The 20,616-nt window shown below is 64.2% G+C and carries 18 protein-coding genes and 3 riboswitches; of the genes, 1 reads left to right on the top strand and 17 read right to left on the bottom strand.

Annotation, left to right across the window (positions count from 1 at the left end; all coding sequences use genetic code 11):
• Positions 1-152 precede the first annotated feature (152 nt).
• From P7F60_RS23825 to P7F60_RS23865, 9 genes are all read right to left on the bottom strand, one after another.
• Positions 153-392: a hypothetical protein gene (locus P7F60_RS23825; RefSeq protein ID WP_277920190.1), complete on the bottom strand. Its 240-nt coding sequence runs from the start codon at positions 390-392 to the stop codon at positions 153-155.
• Between the two features lie 324 nt (positions 393-716).
• Positions 717-1,319 (bottom strand): aminopeptidase P family N-terminal domain-containing protein, encoded by a 603-nt coding sequence (locus tag P7F60_RS23830; RefSeq protein ID WP_277920191.1) that lies wholly within the window; start codon positions 1,317-1,319, stop codon positions 717-719.
• Positions 1,320-1,464: 145 nt separating this feature from the next.
• Positions 1,465-2,223, bottom strand: coding sequence for an ATP-binding cassette domain-containing protein (locus P7F60_RS23835; protein WP_277920192.1), 759 nt, complete (start codon positions 2,221-2,223; stop codon positions 1,465-1,467).
• Positions 2,220-3,161, bottom strand: coding sequence for an iron chelate uptake ABC transporter family permease subunit (locus P7F60_RS23840; protein WP_277920193.1), 942 nt, complete (start codon positions 3,159-3,161; stop codon positions 2,220-2,222). Before P7F60_RS23840 ends, P7F60_RS23835 begins: the two co-directional genes overlap by 4 nt.
• 2 nt (positions 3,162-3,163) lie before the next feature.
• Positions 3,164-4,132, bottom strand: a complete 969-nt coding sequence (locus P7F60_RS23845; RefSeq protein WP_277920194.1) for an iron chelate uptake ABC transporter family permease subunit — start codon at positions 4,130-4,132, stop codon at positions 3,164-3,166.
• The gene (locus P7F60_RS23850; RefSeq protein WP_277920195.1) at positions 4,129-5,031 is read right to left on the bottom strand and encodes a siderophore ABC transporter substrate-binding protein; all 903 of its coding nucleotides are present in this window, start codon (positions 5,029-5,031) and stop codon (positions 4,129-4,131) included. Before P7F60_RS23850 ends, P7F60_RS23845 begins: the two co-directional genes overlap by 4 nt.
• A 12-nt stretch (positions 5,032-5,043) precedes the next feature.
• Entirely contained in the window at positions 5,044-5,349 is a 306-nt protein-coding gene (locus tag P7F60_RS23855) for a DUF2218 domain-containing protein (protein WP_277920196.1), read from the bottom strand.
• A gap of 38 nt (positions 5,350-5,387) precedes the next feature.
• Positions 5,388-6,989, bottom strand: a complete 1,602-nt coding sequence (locus P7F60_RS23860; RefSeq protein WP_277920197.1) for an alpha/beta hydrolase-fold protein — start codon at positions 6,987-6,989, stop codon at positions 5,388-5,390.
• Entirely contained in the window at positions 6,983-9,187 is a 2,205-nt protein-coding gene (locus P7F60_RS23865) for a TonB-dependent siderophore receptor (protein ID WP_277920198.1), read from the bottom strand. The genes P7F60_RS23860 and P7F60_RS23865 overlap by 7 nt, the downstream gene beginning before the upstream one ends.
• A gap of 187 nt (positions 9,188-9,374) precedes the next feature.
• On the opposite strand from P7F60_RS23865, the gene P7F60_RS23870 reads away from it, so the two are divergent.
• Positions 9,375-10,241 carry an AraC family transcriptional regulator gene (locus tag P7F60_RS23870; protein ID WP_277920316.1) on the top strand — a complete coding sequence of 289 codons (867 nt, stop codon included), beginning with the start codon at positions 9,375-9,377 and terminating at the stop codon, positions 10,239-10,241.
• 61 nt (positions 10,242-10,302) lie between these two features.
• On the opposite strand, the gene P7F60_RS23875 is transcribed toward P7F60_RS23870, so the two are convergent.
• The 8 genes from P7F60_RS23875 to metE all read right to left on the bottom strand — a co-directional run bounded on the left by P7F60_RS23875 (position 10,303) and on the right by metE (position 20,600).
• Complete coding sequence (locus P7F60_RS23875; protein WP_277920199.1) at positions 10,303-11,337, bottom strand: hypothetical protein; 1,035 nt, start codon at positions 11,335-11,337, stop codon at positions 10,303-10,305.
• Positions 11,334-11,729 carry a hypothetical protein gene (locus P7F60_RS23880; RefSeq protein ID WP_277920200.1) on the bottom strand — a complete coding sequence of 132 codons (396 nt, stop codon included), beginning with the start codon at positions 11,727-11,729 and terminating at the stop codon, positions 11,334-11,336. Before P7F60_RS23880 ends, P7F60_RS23875 begins: the two co-directional genes overlap by 4 nt.
• A 157-nt stretch (positions 11,730-11,886) precedes the next feature.
• Positions 11,887-12,090: riboswitch (cobalamin riboswitch) on the bottom strand.
• A gap of 100 nt (positions 12,091-12,190) precedes the next feature.
• A complete protein-coding gene (gene fdhA / locus P7F60_RS23885) occupies positions 12,191-13,381 on the bottom strand; it encodes a formaldehyde dehydrogenase, glutathione-independent (protein ID WP_277920201.1) in 1,191 nt (396 codons plus the stop codon).
• Positions 13,382-13,535: 154 nt separating this feature from the next.
• Positions 13,536-13,737: riboswitch (cobalamin riboswitch) on the bottom strand.
• Between the two features lie 79 nt (positions 13,738-13,816).
• Positions 13,817-14,806: a class 1b ribonucleoside-diphosphate reductase subunit beta gene (nrdF, locus tag P7F60_RS23890; protein ID WP_277920202.1), complete on the bottom strand. Its 990-nt coding sequence runs from the start codon at positions 14,804-14,806 to the stop codon at positions 13,817-13,819.
• A 14-nt stretch (positions 14,807-14,820) separates the two neighbouring features.
• Complete coding sequence (nrdE, locus tag P7F60_RS23895; protein WP_277920203.1) at positions 14,821-17,034, bottom strand: class 1b ribonucleoside-diphosphate reductase subunit alpha; 2,214 nt, start codon at positions 17,032-17,034, stop codon at positions 14,821-14,823.
• Entirely contained in the window at positions 17,022-17,414 is a 393-nt protein-coding gene (gene nrdI / locus P7F60_RS23900; RefSeq protein ID WP_277920204.1) for a class Ib ribonucleoside-diphosphate reductase assembly flavoprotein NrdI, read from the bottom strand. The genes nrdE and nrdI overlap by 13 nt, the downstream gene beginning before the upstream one ends.
• A 10-nt stretch (positions 17,415-17,424) precedes the next feature.
• Positions 17,425-17,646 (bottom strand): glutaredoxin-like protein NrdH, encoded by a 222-nt coding sequence (nrdH, locus tag P7F60_RS23905; RefSeq protein WP_277920205.1) that lies wholly within the window; start codon positions 17,644-17,646, stop codon positions 17,425-17,427.
• Positions 17,647-17,874: 228 nt separating this feature from the next.
• Positions 17,875-18,080: riboswitch (cobalamin riboswitch) on the bottom strand.
• A gap of 186 nt (positions 18,081-18,266) precedes the next feature.
• Complete coding sequence (gene metE, locus P7F60_RS23910; protein WP_277920206.1) at positions 18,267-20,600, bottom strand: 5-methyltetrahydropteroyltriglutamate--homocysteine S-methyltransferase; 2,334 nt, start codon at positions 20,598-20,600, stop codon at positions 18,267-18,269.
• Between the last annotated feature and the right edge of the window lie 16 nt (positions 20,601-20,616).

Below are 20,616 nucleotides of genomic sequence, written 5' to 3' on the forward strand. Positions count from 1 at the left end.
GCCGCGTCGCAGCATAAGCCGGTCAGGCAATGAAAATTTTTCCTTATAGGGCCTATATTTCTTGATTTTTTGTAATTGCAGCAGATTTTCAATCAAAAAAATGAAGCAAATGGTCAGGCATCCAATCTATTGCCACAAAAATCGATGCCACATCAGCCGGAGCGACGATCCAACGCCTGCACCCCCGCAACCTGCGGACGGGCCAACGCGACCGACAGGCATAACAGATGGCAGGCTGCGCCCAGCACCGAGACCCGCCCCGGAAAGACATCGGACGACGCGAAATAGACGGTGCTGATCGCCAGCGGACCGACGATCGACGCCAGGCTCGCCATGCTGGACAGCAGCCCCTGCATGCGCCCCTGATGTTCGTCGTCGACCCCTCCTGTCACCAGCGATTGCAGTGCGGGCGCGCCTCCCGCCAAGGCAGAAGAGCGGCATCAGCAGGAAGACCATCCAGCCCCGCGTCAGTAAGGAGATGCCGCGGCCGCCGACTTTCCCCTGACCGGTCGTGCCCTCGCGCATTACAGGCAAGGCGGCCACGAACTGTTCTTCGAAGCCGGATTGACGATGCTGATCGACGGCGCCGCGATGCGACTGGAAAGAACGCAGCGGTGACGACGGCTCTCGGTGCTGCGCGTCCTCCGATAAGCCGTGCTCATGTCGACATGACACCTACTTATTTGCGTCGCCGCATGTCGCAACATAGGTTTTCCTCATAGCCCGCATCCAAGACGGGCAGCGCGACGGGTATGTGACATCTGTCTCCAGAGAGGAATCGCCGCACCCTCTTTGATGAGGACGATTTCTTCGGCCGACTTGATCGTGCGCAGCCACATGGTCGGCGAACCGATATCGACGAATTCGACGTTTGGAAACGCCTCTTCCAGCAGCCGGCGCAGATCGAGGTTCACCTGGTCGAACTCGATGCCGATGCGCGAGGCCTTGGGCAGGAGCTGCTGCAGGGCATGGAAGAAATTGTCGCGCTGCCAGTCGGTATAGGTGATGTTGTCGCCGAAGGTGCGGCGCCAGGGCTGCCCGGCATCGATGCCGGCGGAGACCGACGTCGCCTTTTCCGGCGTGATGACGAAGGCATAGCGCCGCCCGAAGGAGCAATAGAGGAAGTCGGAGAAATAGCAGATATTGTGATAGGAGGTGAGGATCGCCGCATCGAGCTTCAGCTCCTCCAGGATACGGCGCATGGCGTTCTGCCGCCGCTCCATCTCGCCCGCCGAGAAGGTCGGCTGCACCTTCTCGCCATTGTGCATCTCCTGCAGCCTGAGAAGCTGGTTGGGCATTCCTCTCGCAAACATGTTCATTCGAAAACTCCCTGATCCCGCGGCAAACCGCATCCGTTCGACGAGGATCAGGGTAGAAATCTTTGCTTGCACTGGAAAATTAGAAGTTCCAATGCCGGCATAAGCAGCCGGGACCGCATTCCCTGCTGACATGACCGACCCGCAATCAGAGGTGATGCAGCACGAAGGGTTTGCCCGCGATGATCTCGACACGCATGCGGAAGCCGAAGACGGTTTCCAGGGTGTCGGGCGTCAGGAGGTCGAGCGGGGCGGCGTCCGCGATGATGCAGCCGTTCTGCATGGCGACGATCCGGTCGGCATAGGCGCTGGCCTGGTTGACGTCGTGCAGGACGATGACCACCGTTCTGGCCCTGGTGACGGCGATGGCGCGCAGCGAACGCATCAGTTCGCGGGCGTGGTGCATGTCGAGATTGTTGAGCGGCTCGTCGAGCAGCAGGTAATCGGTATCCTGGGCGAAGGCCATGGCGACGAGGGCGCGCTGGCGCTGGCCGCCGGAGAGGGTTTCGAGGAAACGGTCGGCGAGATCGGTGAGCTCGAAGCGCGCCAGGGCCTGGTCGACGATTTCGAGATCGGCCGCCGTCAACCGGCCGCGGCCATGGGGAAAGCGGCCGAAGCCGACCAGTTCGCGCACCTTCAGCCGGCTGGCGACAGTCGAATCCTGGCGCAGGATGGCGACGACCCGGGCAAGCTCCGGGCCGGGCGTGCGGTCGACCGGCAGTCCGTCGATATGGATCGTGCCCTGCTGCAACGGCCGCAGGCGCGCGATCAGCGACAGCAGCGAGGATTTGCCGGCGCCGTTCGGCCCGATCAGCGCCACGACGCCACCCTTCGGGATCGTCAGGTTGATGTCCCGCAGGATCGGCGTCGCGCGGATGCGCAACGAGACGTTTTCGATGCGGATCATCGCCGGCTCCCCCAAAGCAGCATCAGCAGGAAGACGATCCCGCCGACGAATTCGATGACGACGCCGAGCGTCGCGCCCGACCCCAGCCCATGCTGAAACAGCGCCTGCCCGCCGACCAGGACGATGATGCCGGTCAGCGCCGCCGCCGGCAGCAGCGTCGCATGGCGGACGGTGCCGGTTATGCGTTTGGCGAGTGCCGCGACCAGCAGGCCGAAAAACGCGACCGGCCCGACCAGCGCGGTCGACACAGCCACGAGGGCCGCAACCAGCACCAGCAGGCCGGTGACCGTCCGTTGCCAGTGGATGCCGAGTCCCGTCGCCGCATCGGCGCCGAGCGCGACGATATCCAGCACATGTCGCGCCCGCCAGACGACGATGACAGCGGCAAGCGTGACGAGCGCGGCGAAGGCCAGAAGATCGGTCCGCACGGCATTGAAACTGGCGAAGCTCGCCGATTGCGCCACGGCGAATTCGTTGGGATCGATGAGCCGCGCCAGCAGCGCCTGCAGGCTGCGAAACAGCACGCCGCAGACGACGCCGGCGAGCAGCATCAGCCCCATGTCGAGGCGCCGGCGCAGCATCGGCAACAGCAACGCGCAGGCCAGCGCCATCAGCAGCAGGATTTCGGCGGCGAATTTGAGCTGCGGATCGAGCGTCGCATAGCCGACGCCGCCGAGCAGGAAGACCATCAGCATCTGGCCGAACAGATAGAGCGCGTCGAGCCCCATGATCGACGGCGTCAGGATACGGTTGCCCGTGACCGTCTGGAAGACGACGGTGGAGAGCGCGATCGCCACTCCGACCTGCACCAGCGCCGCCAGCTTGACCGCGCGCAATTGCAGCACGAAAGCGATATCGCCGCGCAGGCCGATGGCGAGGAAGGCGACCATGCAGGCGACGGCGACCAGGGCGAGGCCGAGAATGTGACGACCGGCCATCTCTAGGATCGCCGCAGAAGCAGCCAGAGGAAGAGGATGCCGCCGACCACGCCCATCACCGTTCCCACCGGGATTTCGTAAGGGAAGCGGATCAGTCGGCCGGCGATATCGCAGCCGAGCACCAGCGTGGCGCCGCCGAAGGCCACCCAGCCGAGCGTGGCGCGCATGTTGTCGCCGATCAGCCGCGCCGCCAGATTCGGCACCACCAGCCCGACAAAGGGAATCATGCCGACAACGACGACGGTGAGCGCCGTGACGACCGAGACGATGACAAGGCCGAGCTGCATCATTCGCGCGGGATCGATGCCGAGCCCGATGGCGGCATCGCGCCCAAGCGCCATGATCGTCAGCCGGTCGGCGGCAACCCAGGCGACCGCGACCATCGCCGCCGAAAGCCAAAGCAATTCATAGCGACCGCGCAGCACGCCGGAAAAATCGCCGCTGGTCCAGATCGACAGGAATTGCAGCAGCCCCGCCTGCCAGGCGGCGAAGGTGGCGGCCGCGCCGATGACGCCGCCATAGACGATGCCGAACAGCGGCACGAGAAAGGGCTGGGTCGGCGGCAGACGATGCGCCGTCGCCAGGAACAGAGCCGTGCCGGCCATCGCCATGCCGGCGGCGATCAACGTCTTCAAGGGCAGCGCTGCTGCCGGCCAGAGCAGCGTCACCAGGAGAATGCCGAGTTCGGCGCTCTGCGCCGTCCCTGCTGTCGCCGGCTCGACGAAACGGTTGCGCGCCAGCGTCTGCATGATCAGTCCGGCAATCGCGAGGCCAGCGCCGGCCAGCAGCGCCGCCAGCGTGCGCGGCAGACGGCTGACGACGAGAAGCTGCAGCGCCTGCGGATCGCTCAGCAGCCGTCCCGGCGGCAGCGGGCTGACGCCGACGAACAGGCTGAGCCCACCCAAGGCGGCAAGCCCGAGCGTCGCCACCACCCCACGGCGCGACGGAAAAATGGAAAATGCCGATGTCATTGCGTGGCGGCAAAACCCTTGGTGATCGTCGCCAGCACGCGCTCGACGGCTTGCACGCCGCCGGCGGCAATGTAGAAATCGGCGGGCGGCAGATAGATCACCTGCGCCTTTTTCCAGGCGGTGGTCTCGGCGACGAGTTCGTTGTCGAGCGTCACCTTCGCGCCCTGCTCGCTGCTGCCGACGGCGGCGGCGCGATCGAGCACCAGCAGCCAATCGGGATTGGCGTCACGGATGAATTCGAAGGAGACGGCTTCGCCATGGGTCGCGGCATCGATGGTCGGGACGGCAGGCGGCAGGCCGAGCACGCTGTGCAGCCAACCGAAGCGGGAGCCGGGACCGTAGGTCGAGACCTTCGGGCCGTTGGTCATGACGATCAAGCCCTTGCCCTTGCCGTTAATCGCCGCTTTGGCCGCCTGCACCGCCACATCCAGCCCGGCAATGGCGGTATCGGCTTCGGCCTGTTTGCCGAACAGGGCGCCGTAGGCGGCAAGCCGCGCCCGGGCCTGGCCGATCAGATCATTGCCGTCGATGGTCATGTCGATGGTTGGCGCGACCTTGGCGGTCATCTCCGCCCGGCCAGCCGAGCGGCTGCCAACGATCACCAGATCCGGCGCCAGCGCGCTCAGCGCCTCCAGATCCGGCTCGAACAACGTGCCGACCGACACGGCATCGCGTTTCACCGCTTCCAGTTCGGGGACATAAAGCTTGTCGGGAATGCCGGCGGGGTGGATGCCGAGCCGTTCGAGCGTATCGAGAGCGGCGATATCGTAGACGGCAATCCGCCGCGGTGTTGCCGCGATCTCGACCGGGCCGCGCGCCGTGGCGATCTCCACGGCAAAGGCGGAGAACGCGACAAAGGCGACGGCGACAAGGGCGGCGAAGGCATTGAGATATTTCATCGGGTCATCCGTTCACGCTGGGGCGGCCTGATCGGCGCCATGCCATTGCAGGGCCTGCTGCGGCTCGCGGAAGGCAAAACGCATCAGGTGCGATTCGATCACCTCCTGCGTCCGCCTGAGCTCATCCGCGCCAGCGGCCTCCGCGACCATGCGCAATCCGCTCTCATCGGCATCGAGGATGCCGGTGCCGAACGGGAAGCGACAGACGCCATGGCCTTCCGAATGGAAGACTTCGATCTTGTGGGCGAAATGCTTGCAGAGCTGCGCCAGGTATTTAGGGCCGTTCACGGTTTCCAGATATGCGCTTGCCTGATGCATGGCCTGCTCCTTAAAAAATATAACTCATTTACTCATATTTATCGCTGCGGGAAGAGCGCGGTCAACCCGTCACTGATCGCGCCCTGCCAGACGAGGTAGTCATGCCCGCCGGCATAATCGCGGTAGATGACCGGCACGCCCCGCGCCTGCAGCACGTCGCGCAGATGCCGGCTGGTATCGAGAATGCCGGCCGTGCCGCCCGAGCCGGTCTCGAAAATCCCGGCCGAGAGGAAGAAGCGCAAGGGCGGCGCGGGCGCGGCTGCGACCAGCCCGGCCACATATTCCTTGCGATCGTCAGGCGTTCCCGATGGGCTCCACCAGAAGGAGCCGGACATCGACAGCACCGCGCCGAATGTTTCGGGATGGCGCAGCGCGACCGTCGCCGCCGCCAGCCCGCCATAGCTGGAGCCGGCCAGCACCGTGCGCTCCGCCGAAGGCCTTATGCCGGTTTCGGCGAGAACGCGCGGATAAAGCTCGCCCGCCATGAAATCGGCGAAATCGGCATTGCCAGGCAGTTCCCGCGCGCGCGCGGCGCGATCCGGATTGGCAACGAACACCGCCACCACGGGCGGCACCGCGCCCCTGGCGATCATGGTGTCGAGAATGCGCGGCAACGGCACTTTTTCGAGATATTGATCGGCATCGAACATGAACAGCAGCACGATATCCTTGTGCGCCGGATCGAAGCCGGGCGGGCGATAGATGGTGATGTCGCGGCTGTTGCCGAGGATGCGGCTTGCCATTTCGATATGGGAAAGCGTGCCTTGCGGAGCGCCGCTCGCGGCCACGAAGGGCTGCGGCGGTGCGCCGGGCAATTCCAGCACCGAATCCTGATTGTAGTCATCCATGGCTTCGGCCGGCCAGCGATGCGGGTTGAGCGGATCGGCCCTGGCCGTCGAGAGGATCGCGACGCGGCGCTCGCGGGCGCTGCCGGGCAGGTCCGGCACATCGAAGGCGAGCTGGTAGGACAGGCGTGTGCCGGCCGGAACCGCAAAGCTGCGGAACCAGATGTCCGAGCCATCGAGCCGCTGCAATTCCTCGTGATCGCCGCTCGGCGCGCCGAACAGGCGGATGTTGCGCTGCGCGCCCCGGCCAAGAAAGGTGACGATAACCGTGCCGTCCGGCCCGTCCTCGACCAGCGGTGTGCCGCGCTCCTCGATGCGTTTCCAGAAAGCGTCGGTCGTCTCGCCCCTGGCAAGCGAAGCGGCCATGCGGGCGATTTCCGGGCTGAGATAGGCGGGCGGCGGCGCCTGCTGCTCGGCGACGGTGATGCGGCGATCGATCAGCAGCCGATAGAGTCCCGCCGCCTGGCCGGCCGTCACCGCCAGCCGCTCCCCGGCGCTGCCGGCGACGAACTGGAATTCGGCAACGCCCGTCGCATCTTCCGCAAGGCGGCGAACGTGCCGCCCCTCGCCGTCGACCAGATCGAGATCGAAGCGGCCTTCGCCGACATTGATCCGCCCTTTGATGTAGTCGCCCGGCATCGCCTGCGGATCGAACAGCCGGCGCGCCTCGGCGCGGCCGGCAATCTCCTGTCCGGGGACCAGCGGCGACGGCGCTTCGGCGCGCACGGCGCCCGCCATCGCCAGCATCATGATCGCGGTCGCGATACCGGTTCGGCCCAATGCCGTCCTCACCATGTCTTCTTCAGGGTCGCGACGACGCTGCGGCCTTCGCCGTAGAAGCACGCATAGGCATTGGCGCAGGAGGCGACATAGCGCTCGTCGCCGATATTCTTGACGTTGACCTGCAGTGAAAGCCCCTTCCAGTCCGGCTGCTTCGCGCCGAAATCATAGGAGACCATCGCATCGAACAACGTCACCGGATCGACCTTGAAGGTGTTGGTGTTGTTGCCCCAACTGCTGCCGAGATAGCGCAGGCCGCCGCCCAGCGTCAGGCCTTCCAGCGGGCCCTGATCGATGGCGTAGGTCAACCACAACGAGGCCTGATGCTGGGGAATGCGCGCCGGCATCTTGCCGACTTCGCCGCTGGTGACCGAGGATTCGATTTCGGAATCGATATAGCTGTAGGCCGAGATCAGCGACAGCGAATCGGTGATTTCCGCGCGTGCCGAGAGTTCCAGCCCGCGATTGTGGATCTTCCCGATCTGCGAATACTCCGTCCGGGCAAGCGTCGGGTTCCAGGCGCCCGCGACCACGTCGTTCTGCGTCAGGTCGTAGAAGGCGGCGGTCAGCAACATGCCCGAACCCTCGGGCGCATATTTGACGCCGACTTCGAACTGGCCTGCCGTCGTCGGCGAGAATGCATCCTGGCCGGCCGGCGGCATGTAGAGCGAGGGCTCGAAGGAGGTAGCATAGCTGACATAGGGGGCGATGCCGTTGTCGAAGGTGTAGAGCGCGCCGGCGCGCCAGGTGAAGGCGCCGTCCTTGTAGTTCTGGTCGTTGTTGCTGGCCAGCCGGTCGTCGATGTCGGTCTTGGCCCAGTCGTAGCGCAGGCCCGCCATCAGGTCGAGCTTGCCGAATTCCACCTGGTCCTGAAGATAGACGCCGGCCTGCCGGGCGGTCAGTTCCTGCAGGTCGGAGGTCGCCAGAACCAGCGAATCGTAGTCGAAGCCGCCATAGCTCGGCGCGGCGATGCTGAGGCTCGGCACCTTGGCGCGGCCCCATTCGTAGTCGCGCGTGCGATACTGGTAATCGACACCGCCGAGAAGGGTATGCTCGGCCGCGCCGGTCGAGAACTTGCCTTCGAGCTGGTTGTCGATAGTGAACTGGTTCCAGGCATCCGTGCCGCCGCTTGCCGAACGGCTGATCAGCGTGTTGGCCCCAGAGGCCGGGTCGGCGCCGGCGCTGCCATAGACCAGCGTGTGATGCAGCCAGTCGACATGGTGGTAACGGGCATTCTGGCGGAACGTCAGGCTGTCGTTGAATTCATGCTTGAATTCATAACCGATCCAAGCCTGCTTGCGTTGCGAGCGCTCGTAATCTGGATCGGACACGAAGAAGTCGCGCGGCACATAACCGAAGCCGGGGATCGGATCGACCGTTCCGGCCGCATCGAGAAAGTTGCGATAACCGGCATGCGGCTCGTTCTGATAGCCACCGAGCACCGTCAGCGAAGTGCCCTCATCCGGCGACCAGGCAATCGACGGGGCGATGGCGAAGGATTGCTGCCTGGCGAAATCCTCCTGAAGATCGCGGCGCGACCCGGTGATCGCGACGCGGTAACCGACGGTGTCGTTGACGCGGTCGCTGATGTCGAAGCCGGCCGAGACGGAGCGGTCGCTGCCGACCGACAGCTCCGCCTCGCGCAGCGGCGCATCGGTCGGCCGCTTGCTGACCATGTTGACGATACCGCCGGGATTGGCCTGTCCGTAGAGCACCGAAGCCGGCCCCGACAGCAGTTCGACGCGCTCCAGCAGATAGGGATCGATCTTCGCATAGGAGAGATCGCCGCCGAGGAAGAGGCCGTCGAGATATTTCGGCACGTAATAGAAACCGCGCACGAACAGCTCGTCGCGCAGGTTGGATGTGCCGCGATATTCGGTGAAGACGCCCGGCGTGTAGCGCAGCGCCTCGGCGACCGATTGCGCGTGCTGGTCCTTGATCTGCTGCCTGGAGACCACCGATACGCTTTGCGGCGTGCGCGCCACCGGCGTATCGGTTTTCGTGCCGGCCATGCTTTGTCTGGCGACATAACCGTCGACCGGGCCGTTGCCTTTCTCGGTGCCGCCGTTCTTGACGACGATGGCCTCCAGTTCGGTGCCGTCGCCAGCCCCGTTGCGCTGCTGCGCCTCCGCCGCATTCAGCGCGACAAGGCTCGCCGCCGCCAGCAATACGATACGGCACCGTCCGATCGACGGCGAAAAGATGCCCCACATTTTCCAACCCACATGCCAGAAAGGCCGGCATAAGCGCCGGCAATTAAAACTTGATTGACGCGATCAACTATATGATTAGCCTGTCCGGGCTGTCGACGGGAAAGACTTTCGCGTAAACGGCAAAAAACTACGCGCAGGCATCGCCGGCTTCCGTCGGGCGAGGCCCAGGGAGCGAACCTTGAACGTGATGACGAAACCGGAAATTCCCCAGCACCTGTTCGTCGGCGCCATGGAAGGCCCGCCGACCTGCACGCCCGACGAGGATCTCTATGACGTCTGGCCGAAATGCATCGTCATGGTGCTGTTGCAGGGCCAGCAGCATTTCATCATGGACGACGTGCACTTCCGCATCGATGCCGGCGATGCCGAGACTGCGGAACCGATCGTCTTCATGCTCAACATCGCGCGCGGCTGCAAGCTGCGCTTCGTCAACGAAAGCCAGACGCCGCTGCGCAAGGTGATGATCTCGGCGCCCCTGCCCTGGATCGAGCGGCTCATCCATTCGCAGCCGACCAGCATGCCGAAACTGCGCGCCTTCTTCTGCGCGCATCTCGCCGAATTCCGCTTCTGGCCGAGCCGGCATCTCATCCAGATCGCCGAGCAGATCCTCAACCCGCCGACCTCGATGGCCGGGGAACTCCTGACCCTGCACCGCAATTCCCTTGCCTTCGACATTCTCTGCCAGGCCTGCTCGGCGCTCGTCGGCTCGGAACAGGAAACCGCCCATCACCCGAGCGCGCTCAGCCGCCGCCAGAGCGAGAAGGTGCGCGACTATATCCTCGCCCATGTCTGCGAGGAACTGACGCTCGACCGCATCGCCGAGGCCGTCGGCATCGGCACCTCCTCGATCCAGCGCCATTTCAAGGAAAGCTTCGGCATCCCCATCTCCGATTTCATCCGCCGCGAACGACTGGAAACCGCCCGCGCCGCACTTGAGCGCGATGGCATTCCTATCGCCCAGGCGGCCTACCTCGCCGGCTACCGCAATCCCTCGAGCTTCACCACCGCTTTCAAGAAGGCCTATGGCGTCACTCCCAAGCACCGCCGGGCGTGAGGTCGGTCAGGCGGGACCGTTCGACGGACCCTGAAGCGCAGGAGGCGAATTAGGACAGCAATCAATGACCGGGGTTGTCGTCCTCGGCGGCGGCGGTGTCGGACGCCCTGTCGAAGGCGTCGCGCCAACGGGCGACGAGGCCGGCATAGATGCGGCTGCCGAAGCGTTCGGCGAGGCGATGCTGCTGACGCAAGGTCAGGCGCAGGGTCGCGCGGGCGAAGCGGTCGGCGGGCAGGGCGAACCCGGCCGGATCGGCTTCGCTTGCCAGCGCCTCCAGCACCGCCCTGCGCAGCGCGGGCAGATCGGCGCGGGCATAGCGGTCGAACAGCGCCTGGAACCGGGCGTGGTCGTCGATGTCGAAGGCGGTATCGGCGCCCATGCCATCCATCACCGGATTGGCCGGATGCAGGTAGCCGAGCGGCAACAGGCCTTCCGGGATCGGTGTGTTGGCGGAATGGGTGCGGCCGGATTTCAACAGTTGCGGCAGCAGATGCGTATGCGGGCCGGGCGGGGAGACGCCGCCGGTGTCCGGTCCGCCGATCATCTGGAACACCTCGACGCGGCCGACCTGGGTCAGCGCGACCCGGTGCGGATGCGCCTTGAGGATGGCGCCGGCGGCGGAATTGGCCGGATCGAACAGGCTGCGGCCGAGATTGGCGCGCAGGATCGCGAGAAGGTCTTCATCCCGGGTGCGGATGCAGAAATCGCATTGCGGCAGGCCGAGGCCCATGTCGAAGAGGATGGCCTTGCGGTCAACGGCGCGGATGGCGTCGGCATCGGGGCCCAGTTCGGTCAGCACGCTGCGCGCCTCGCGCGCGGCATCCCTTTCCGGCAGGCAAAGCGCGATGGCGTGGCTCCAGCGATGCGGCTTCGGGCTGAGCGTCTCATAGGCCACCGGCACGATACGCTCGATCGCCGCCGCATGAAGACGGATGGCGCCGCGCGCGCTGGCGCGCTCGAACAGGCCGGGCGAATCGACCTCCAGCGCCTCGTTCCGGTCCTGATGGAACTCGGCGATTGCCCCGAACGAGCCGAGGCTCCAACTCGCCCTCTCGTCCGCGAGGTAATCCCTCAGGATTTCACGAAACTCGCTCATGGCTTCTTCTCCTTACGCTTCGCGCGCGCGCCCTGCCCGGCCGGCGGCACGATCATCCTGGCCTCGCCGATCAGGGAATGGGTATTGAAAGGTGCCTTGCGGCCCGAGCAAGACCTGGACACGCCGGATGCCGCCGGCCCGCCGCCAGCGCCAAAATCGAGTTTGCCGCGACGCCGTCGATCGCCGGCAGCACATGACTGCCTTCGGCGCAGCGCATCCGCAGTTGCTCCAGGCGCGCCGGCGCGCATGATCCGTTCCAAGGAGAGCCGCCAGTTGGCGGCGATGATGATGTCGGGCGTGGCCGGCTGGTCGGCCTCCGGCCGTTTCCGGGCGAAACCCGGCCGGCGCAATGCGATTGCAAGCGGGAAGGTTCCCGCCACGAGCGTCTTCATCTTTCCCTCACGGCAGGACGAATCCTGCACGGCTTCCCACCGCGGGCGCGTATCGGAAAACGGAAAGCGACGCTTCCCCCCGCCGTCACGCGACCCGGCAACATTTCGACAATGTCACCGCTACGGACGGCCGCGCCCGGACACACCCCGTATCCTGGCATGGGTGACCGGGACAGGCAGGTCTCCTGACTTCCGCGTTATCGCTCTCCCCGCCTTCCCGCGCCGGGCGCAGTGGCATCATGGGGCAAGCTCTGCGGTTACAGTTGCGGGGGCAGTCGCGGCATCGGTCCCTGCTGGAGAGACCTCACCGCATTCCCTTTTCATCCGTCATATCGACGGAACCTGTTCCGTATCTCAAGACTATTTGACAATCGGCGGTGAGGTCAAGCATGACGCACAACCTCCCGCCGCAATGTGCCGCCGGCCGCAAGCGTCTTGCGGCCGGCGCTTGCAAGACAGGATCAGGCGGCCTTCAGCAGGTCGCCATGCGGGTCGAGGACGAACTTGGTCGCAGCACCCTGGTCGAAGCTTTCATAACCCTGCGCCGCATCCTCCAGCGAAATGATCCTGGCATTGACGATGTCGGCGATCGGCAGGCGGTCATGGAGGATCGCCTGCATGAGCTGCCGGTTGTATTTCAGAACCGGCGTCTGGCCGGTATGGAAGGATTGCGCCTTCGCCCAGCCGAGACCGAAGCGCAGCGACAGGCTGCCATGCCTGGCCGCATCGTCGACGGCGCCCGGATCCTCGGTGACGTAGAGACCGGGGATGCCGATCGAGCCGGCGGCCCGGGTGATCTCCATCATCTGGTTGAGCACGATGGCCGGCTGCTCGCCGCCGGCATGGCCGCGCGCCTCGAAGCCGACCGCGTCGATGGCGCTGTCGACCTCGTTGGTGCCGACGACCTCGGCGATCATGTCGCCCAGCCGGTCGCTCTTCGACAGATCGATCGGCTCGAAGCCGACATTCGCGGCATGGGCGAGGCGATCCGTGTTGAAATCGCCGATCATCACCACGGCGGCGCCGAGGATGCGCGCGGAGGCGGCCGCCGCCAGACCGACCGGCCCGGCGCCGGCGACATAGACGGTCGAACCAACCCCGACTCCGGCCTTGACCGCGCCGTGGAAGCCGGTCGGCAGGATGTCGGAGAGCATGGTGAGATCGCGGATCTTGGCCATGGCCTTGTCGCGATCGGGGAATTTCAAGAGGTTGAAATCGGCATAGGGAATGGTGACGTAGCGCGCCTGCCCGCCGATCCAGCCACCCATGTCGACATAACCATAGGCGCCGCCGGCGCGCGACGGGTTCACGGTCAGGCAGACGCCGGTATCCTGCGACTTGCAGCAGCGGCAGCGCCCGCAGGCGACGTTGAACGGCACCGAGACGATGTCGCCGATCTCCAGCATCTCGACGTCGATGCCCTTCTCGATGACCTCGCCGGTGATTTCGTGGCCAAGCACCAGGCCTGGCATCGCGGTGGTGCGGCCGCGTACCATATGCTGGTCGGAACCGCAGATATTGGTGGAAATCACCTTGAGAATGACGCCGTGCTCGATGCGGCGGCCATCCGGCGCCTCCAGCTTCGGATCGTCGATGTCGCGAACCTCGACCTTGCCGGGGCGCATGTAGACGACGCCTCTGTTGCTGCTCATGCTCATCTCCTCTGGGTTGCCGCCGCTCCTCAACGGACGGATCTGTCAACGCACGCGCCGATGGCGCGCATCGGATGACCGGGGAAAGGAGACGAGACGGGAAAGACGGCCGAGCGAGGGCCGTCATTCGCCTCTCGATCGCCCTCCGCAACCGGCCAGGTCTGCTGTCCGAGGCTGGTTTCCGGGCTTCGGACTATCCCTTGAGGGATGCTCCCGACGCCTTCCCGGTAAAAACCAGTGGCATCCGTCGAGAGCCTTATCCGTAACCGTTGCGGGGGCAGCACCGGCTTTGAACCGGTTTCCCAATTATCCGCTTCGACAGGCGTCGAAGCAGCACCTTGAACAGTGCTAAAAAAACACGATCCGCCGAAGCGTCCGCTTGAGAATGCGACATGCACCCGCCACGCCACGACATCGGGACTGGCGTCGCCGGCCTCAGAAATCCCAGTCCTCGTCCTCGGTCGCCACCGCCTTGCCGATCACATAGGAGGAGCCGGAACCGGAGAAGAAGTCGTGGTTCTCGTCGGCGTTCGGCGAGAGGGCGGAAAGGATGGCGGGGTTGACCTTGCAGGCCTCGGGCGGGAACAGCGCCTCATAGCCGAGGTTCATCAGCGCCTTGTTGGCGTTGTAATGCAGGAATTTCTTCACATCCTCGGTCAGTCCGACGCCGTCATAGAGGGCTTCGGTGTACTTCGCCTCGTTGTCGTAAAGCTCGAACAGCAGGTCGAAGGCGAAATCCTTGATGTCCTGGCGCTCCGCCGCCGACACGCGCTCCAGGGCGCGCTGGAACTTGTAGCCGATATAATAGCCGTGCACGGCCTCGTCGCGGATGATGAGGCGGATGAGGTCGGCGGTGTTGGTCAGCTTCGCCCGGCTCGACCAGTACATCGGCAGGTAGAAGCCGGAATAGAACAGGAAGCTTTCGAGGAAGACGGAAGCGACCTTCGTCTTCAACGGATCGCCGGAGCCGTATTGCCCCATGATCAGCGCCGACTTTCGCTGCAGGAACTCGTTTTCCTCCGACCAGCGATAGGCGTCGTCGACATCGGGCGTCAGGCACAGCGTCGAGAAGATCGAGGAATAGGAGCGTGCATGCACCGCCTCCATGAAGGCGACGTTGGACAGCACCGCCTCCTCATGCGGGGTTATGGCATCCTCCATCAGTTTCACGGCGCCGACGCCGTTCTGGATCGTATCCAGCAGCGTCAGCCCGGTGAAGACGCGGATGGTGAGCTGCTGCTCGGCTGGCTTCAGCGTCGCCCAGGAGGGAATGTCGTTGGAGAGCGGCACCTTTTCCGGCAGCCAGAAATTGCCGGTCAGGCGGTTCCAGACTTCGAGATCCTTGTCGTCCTCGATTCGGTTCCAGTTGATGGCGCTGACGGCGGACGCCGCCTTGGGGGCCTTGGTCTTCACTTGGATGTTCATGGTTATCCCCGAAATCACAGCGCGCAGGAGACGCAGCCCTGCACTTCCGTGCCGGACAGCGCCATCTGGCGCAGGCGGATGTAATAGATGGTCTTGATGCCCTTCTTCCAGGCGTAGATCTGCGCCCGGTTGATGTCACGCGTCGTCGCCGTGTCGCGAAAGAACAGCGTCAGCGACAGGCCCTGATCGACATGCTGCGTCGCCGCCGCATAGGTGTCGATGATCTTTTCCGGGCCGATCTCATAAGCGTCCTGATAATAGTCCAGATTGTCGTTGGTGAGATAGGCGGCGGGATAATAGACGCGTCCGATCTTGCCTTCCTTGCGAATCTCGATCTTCGAAACGATCGGGTGGATCGAGGAGGTCGAATGGTTGATGTAGGAGATCGAGCCGGTCGGCGGCACGGCCTGCAGGTTCTGATTGTAAAGCCCGCCTTGCATCACCGCCCGCTTCAACTCAAGCCAGTCCTCCTGCGTCGGGATGTGGATGCCGGCCCTTTCGAACAGGCCTTTCACCTTCTCCGTCGCCGGTTGCCATTCGGCCTGCACATATTTGTCGAAATAATCGCCGGAGGCGTATTTCGAATTCTCGAAACCCTTGAAGCTCACGCCCTTCTCGACCGCGAGACGGTTGGAGGCACGGATGGCGTGATAGGTGACGGTGTAGAAATAGATATTGGTGAAATCGATGCCTTCGTCGGAGCCGTAGAAGATGCGTTCGCGGGCGAGATAGCCGTGCAGGTTCATCTGGCCGAGGCCGATGGCGTGGCTGTCGTCATTGCCCTTCTCCACCGAAGGCACCGAGGAAATATGGCTCATTTCGGAAACGGCGGTCAGCGCCCGGATGGCGGTCTCGATGGTGCGGCCGAAATCGGCGGAGTCCATGGCGGCGGCGATGTTCAGCGAGCCGAGATTGCAGGAGATGTCCTTGCCCATCTTCGCATAGGAGAGATCGTCGTTGAAGGCGCTGGCTTCGCTGACCTGCAGGATCTCCGAGCAGAGATTGCTCATGGTGATGCGACCGGCGACCGGGTTTGCCCGGTTCACCGTGTCCTCGAACATGATGTAGGGATAGCCGCTCTCGAACTGGATCTCGGCGATGATCTGGAAGAAATCGCGCGCCTTGATCTTCTTCTTGCGGATACGGGCATCCTCGACCATCTCGCGGTATTTCTCGGTCACCGAGATCTCGGTGAAGGGCACGCCGTAGACGCGCTCGACGTCATGCGGCGAGAACAGGTACATGTCCTCGTTGTTCTTCGCCAGTTCGAAAGTGATGTCAGGGATGACGACGCCGAGCGACAGCGTCTTGATGCGGATCTTTTCATCCGCATTCTCGCGCTTGGTGTCGAGGAAACGCATGATGTCCGGGTGATGGGCATGCAGATAGACCGCGCCCGCGCCCTGGCGCGCCCCGAGCTGGTTGGCATAGGAGAAGCTATCCTCCAAGAGCTTCATCACCGGAATGACGCCGGAGGACTGGTTTTCGATCTGTTTGATCGGCGCGCCCATCTCGCGCAGATTGGTCAACGACAGCGCCACGCCTCCACCGCGCTTGGAAAGCTGCAGCGCCGAATTGATCGAGCGGCCGATGCTTTCCATATTGTCCTCGACGCGCAGCAGGAAGCAGGAAACCAGTTCGCCCCGCTGCTTCTTGCCGGCATTGAGGAAGGTGGGGGTGGCCGGCTGGAAGCGACCGGACAGCATCTCGTCGACGAGATCGCAGGCCAGCGCCTCCTGCCCGCGCGCCAGCGTCAGCGCCACCATGCACACCCGGTCCTCGTACCGCTCCAGATAGCGCTGCCCGTCGAAGGTCTTCAGCGTGTAGGAGGTGTAATATTTAAAGGCGCCGAGGAAGGTGGGGAAACGGAATTTCCGCTCATAGGCGCGGTCGAAGAGGTCGCGCACGAAATTGAAGGAATACTGGTCGAGCACTTCCTGTTCGTAATAGCCCTCGGTCACCAGATAATCGAGCTTTTCCCGCAGGTTATGGAAAAAAACGGTGTTCTGGTTGACGTGCTGGAGGAAATACTGCTTGGCCGCCATCCGGTCCTTGTCGAGCTGGATCCGCCCCTGCTCGTCATAGAGGTTCAGCATGGCGTTCAGCGCGTGATAGTCCAGCGCCGTGATTTCCGGGGCCTTTGCCGGCTTGTCGCCCGCGGCATGGGGAAAAGCGTGGAGCGGCTTTTCACCCGCATCCCGCGCCACCGAAGAGGTCATCGTGTCCAAAACCGTTCCAATCCGTTGATGACGTTGGCGACATCTTCCGCAGTGCCCAGAAGCTCGAAGCGATAGAGATAGGGCACGCCGCATTTGGCGGAGATGACGTCGCCGGCGCGCCCGAAGGTCGCGCCGAAATTGCTGTTGCCCGCGGCGATCACGCCGCGAAGGTTGCCGCGGTTTTCCGCATCGTTGAGGAAGCGGATCACCTGTTTGGGAACGGCGCCTTTGCCGCCCTCGCCGCCATAGGTCGGCACGACGAGCACGAAGGGCGCCTTGGCCCTCAGCGTCTCGTCACGCAGCGGAATACGGGCCGCCGCCAGCCCGAGCTTTTCCACGAAGCGATGGGTGTTTTCCGACCGGCTGGAGAAATAGACGAGGTCGCCCATCGCTTGCGTCTCAGGCGAGGCCGCCGATCATGTCGGGGCGATAGCCCGCCCAATGGCGCTCGCCGGCGATGACCACCGGAACCTGGCGATAACCGAGCCCCTGCACCAGCGCGAAGGCATCCGCATCTTCGGAGACGTCGACGACCGTGTAGTCGAGGCCCTGGCGATCGAGGGCGCGGGTGGTGGCGGTGCATTGGACGCAGGCCGGCTTGGAGTAGACGGTGATGGACATGGATTTTCCTCGTGAATGGACGTGAAGGATCATTCGGCCGCCGCGGGACGGCCGGGAAAAAAGCAGAGATGGGACGGTCACGCCGAAACGGCGTCGAAAGCGCTAGAGGCGCGAAAACGGAAAATTCGACATGGACTTCACCCCGAAGCTGCGCATGACAGGGCTGTCGGGGAAGGCGCCGGCGGCATCATGCCGCGACGGAACGCATTCCTGCCGGGCACCCCGCCGGTGGATATCAACATCCAAGGCAGGTCTCCTGGCTTGCGGGTCGAAGCCCTCGCTCCGCCTTCCCGGGCAAGCCCAGTGGCATGAAGGAACGAACGCTCTCCGCTCACAGTTGCGGGGGCAGCTCCGGCTTGGGCAAAGCCCGACCGGATTCCCGTCTTAGCCTTCGATCCTCTCGAATCGAAGGAACCTTGAACACTAGATATAGTAGGCGATCTTAAAGTTCCGTCAATGGGTGGCGTGTTCCCTGCAAAAAGAAAGAGGCGGAAAGCATGAAAACTGTGGATAGCGGCGCCAGTCGGAGCGGGTTATGCACAGATACACCGCTGCGCGATGCGCACAAAAAGATGCGGCCCGGATTTTCACCCGGGCCGCATCGTTCACGTCTTGCAGCGTTACCGGGCGGCGTTGCGTAGTTCCCGGGCAGCGGCGACCATGTTGACCAGCGCCGGCCGGACCTCTTCCCATTTGCGGGTCTTGAGGCCGCAATCCGGGTTGATCCAGATCTGCCGGTCCTGCAGCCGCTGTCGTGCCAGCGACAGGAGATCGGTCATTTCCGCGATCTCCGGCACGCGCGGCGAATGGATGTCGTAGACACCGGGGCCGATCTCGTTCGGATAGGCGTAAGTGCGGAAGGCGTCGAGCAGCTCCATCTTCGAGCGCGAGGTCTCGATGGAGATGACGTCGGCATCCATGGCCGCAATCGCTGCGATGATGTCGTTGAACTCCGAATAGCACATGTGGGTGTGAATCTGCGTGCGGTCGGCGATGCCGCTGGAGCACAGGCGGAAGCATTCAACCGCCCAGTCAAGATAATGCTGCCAATCCCTGTGACGCAGCGGCAAGCCTTCGCGCAACGCCGCCTCGTCGATCTGGATCATGCGGGCGCCGGCCTTTTCAAGATCGACGACCTCGTCGCGGATGGCGAGCGCGATCTGCCGGCACGTCTCGCTGCGCGCGATATCGTCGCGCACGAACGACCAGTTGAGGATGGTGACCGGCCCGGTCAGCATGCCCTTCATCGGCTTGTCGGTCAGCGATTGCGCATACTCCCACCAGCGCACCGTCATCGGATTGGGACGAGAGACGTCGCCGAAGATGATCGGCGGGCGGACATAGCGCGAGCCGTAGCTCTGTACCCAGGCATGCCGGGTGAAGGCGAAGCCGGAAAGCTGCTCGCCGAAGTACTGCACCATGTCGTTGCGCTCGAACTCGCCATGCACCAGCACGTCGAGGCCGATTTCCTCTTGCCAGCGCACGGCCGTTTCGGTTTCCGCCCGCAGGAATGCCTCGTAGTCCATGTAGCTCATCGCGCCCCTGGCATGCGCCGCGCGCGCCTTGCGCACCTCGCTGGTCTGCGGGAAGGAGCCGATGGTCGTCGTCGGGAACAGCGGCAGGCGGTTCGCTTCGGCCTGCACCTTTCGGCGATGCTCGAAGGCGCTGGCGCGCTCGCGCATGCCGGCATCGATGGCTGACAGCCGGCCCTGCACCAGCGGATCGGTGACCTTCGAAGAGGCGGCGCGGGCGGCGAGTGCCTTCGTGGACGCCGTCAGCGCTTCCAGCACGACGCTCTTGCCCTGCGCCAGGCCACGACCGAGGATCGAAAGCTCATCAAGCTTCTGCGTGGCGAAGGCCAGCCATGTCGCGAGATCGGCATCCAGCGCCGTCTCGAGCTCCAGGTCGATCGGCACATGCAGCAGCGAGCAGGAGGCGGCGATTTCGACGCGGTCGAGGCCGCGCGCCGATACGACGGGCTCCACCCGTTCGATGATGCCGGCAAGCCCCGCCCGCCAGATGTTGCGCCCGTCGATGACGCCGAGCGACAGCACCTGATCCGGGCGCGTCGCCTGAAGCACCGCCTCGATCTGCTGCGGCGCGCGGACGAGATCGACATGCAGGCCGGCGACCGGCAACGCCGCCATGGCGGCGAGATTGTCGTCGAGCGCGCCGAAGTAGGTGGTCAGCATCAGCTTCAGCTTCGGCGCGGCTGCGGCCAGCGCCTCATAGGCCAGCGTAAAGGCATGGCGTTCGCCCTCGGTCAGGTCGAGGACGAGAACGGGCTCGTCGACCTGAACCCAGTCGGCGCCGGCTTCGCTCAACCGGCGCAGCAGTTCCGCATAGACCGGCAGCAGTTTCGGCAGCAGGTCGAGCGGCTTGAAGGTCGAGGGCCGCGCCTTGGCGAGCTTGAGGAAGGTGACCGGGCCGAGGATGACCGGGCGGGTGTGGATGCCGAGCGCCTTCGCCTCCAGGAAATGCTCCACCGGCTTTAGCGCGGTGAGCGCGAATTCCTGGTCCTCGGCGATTTCCGGCACCATGTAGTGGTAGTTCGTATCGAACCACTTGGTCATTTCCAGCGCCGGAACGCCATGGCCGTGATGGGCATGGCCGCAATCGGCATGACCCTCGCCCTGGCTGCCGCGCGCCATGGCGAAATAGGTCGACAGCGGCACCGCACCGCCGCTCCAGCCATAGGCGGGCGGAATGGCCCCGACCATCACGGCGGTATCCAGCACATGGTCGTAGAAGGAAAAATCATTGGAAGGGATGCGGCTGATCCCCCTGTCGCGCTGCAGCGCCCAGTGTTCGGCGCGCAGCCTTGCGGCGGTTTCGAGAAGGTCGCTTTCGGCAATCTTGCCGGACCAGTAGCCTTCGAGCGCGAATTTCAGCTCGCGATGGCGACCGATGCGCGGAAAGCCGAGGCTGGCGACGGTGAGAGTCTGGTTGGTCATGGTCATACCCCATTGG

Source organism: Rhizobium sp. YJ-22 (assembly GCF_029601685.1).
GTDB lineage: Bacteria > Pseudomonadota > Alphaproteobacteria > Rhizobiales > Rhizobiaceae > Metarhizobium.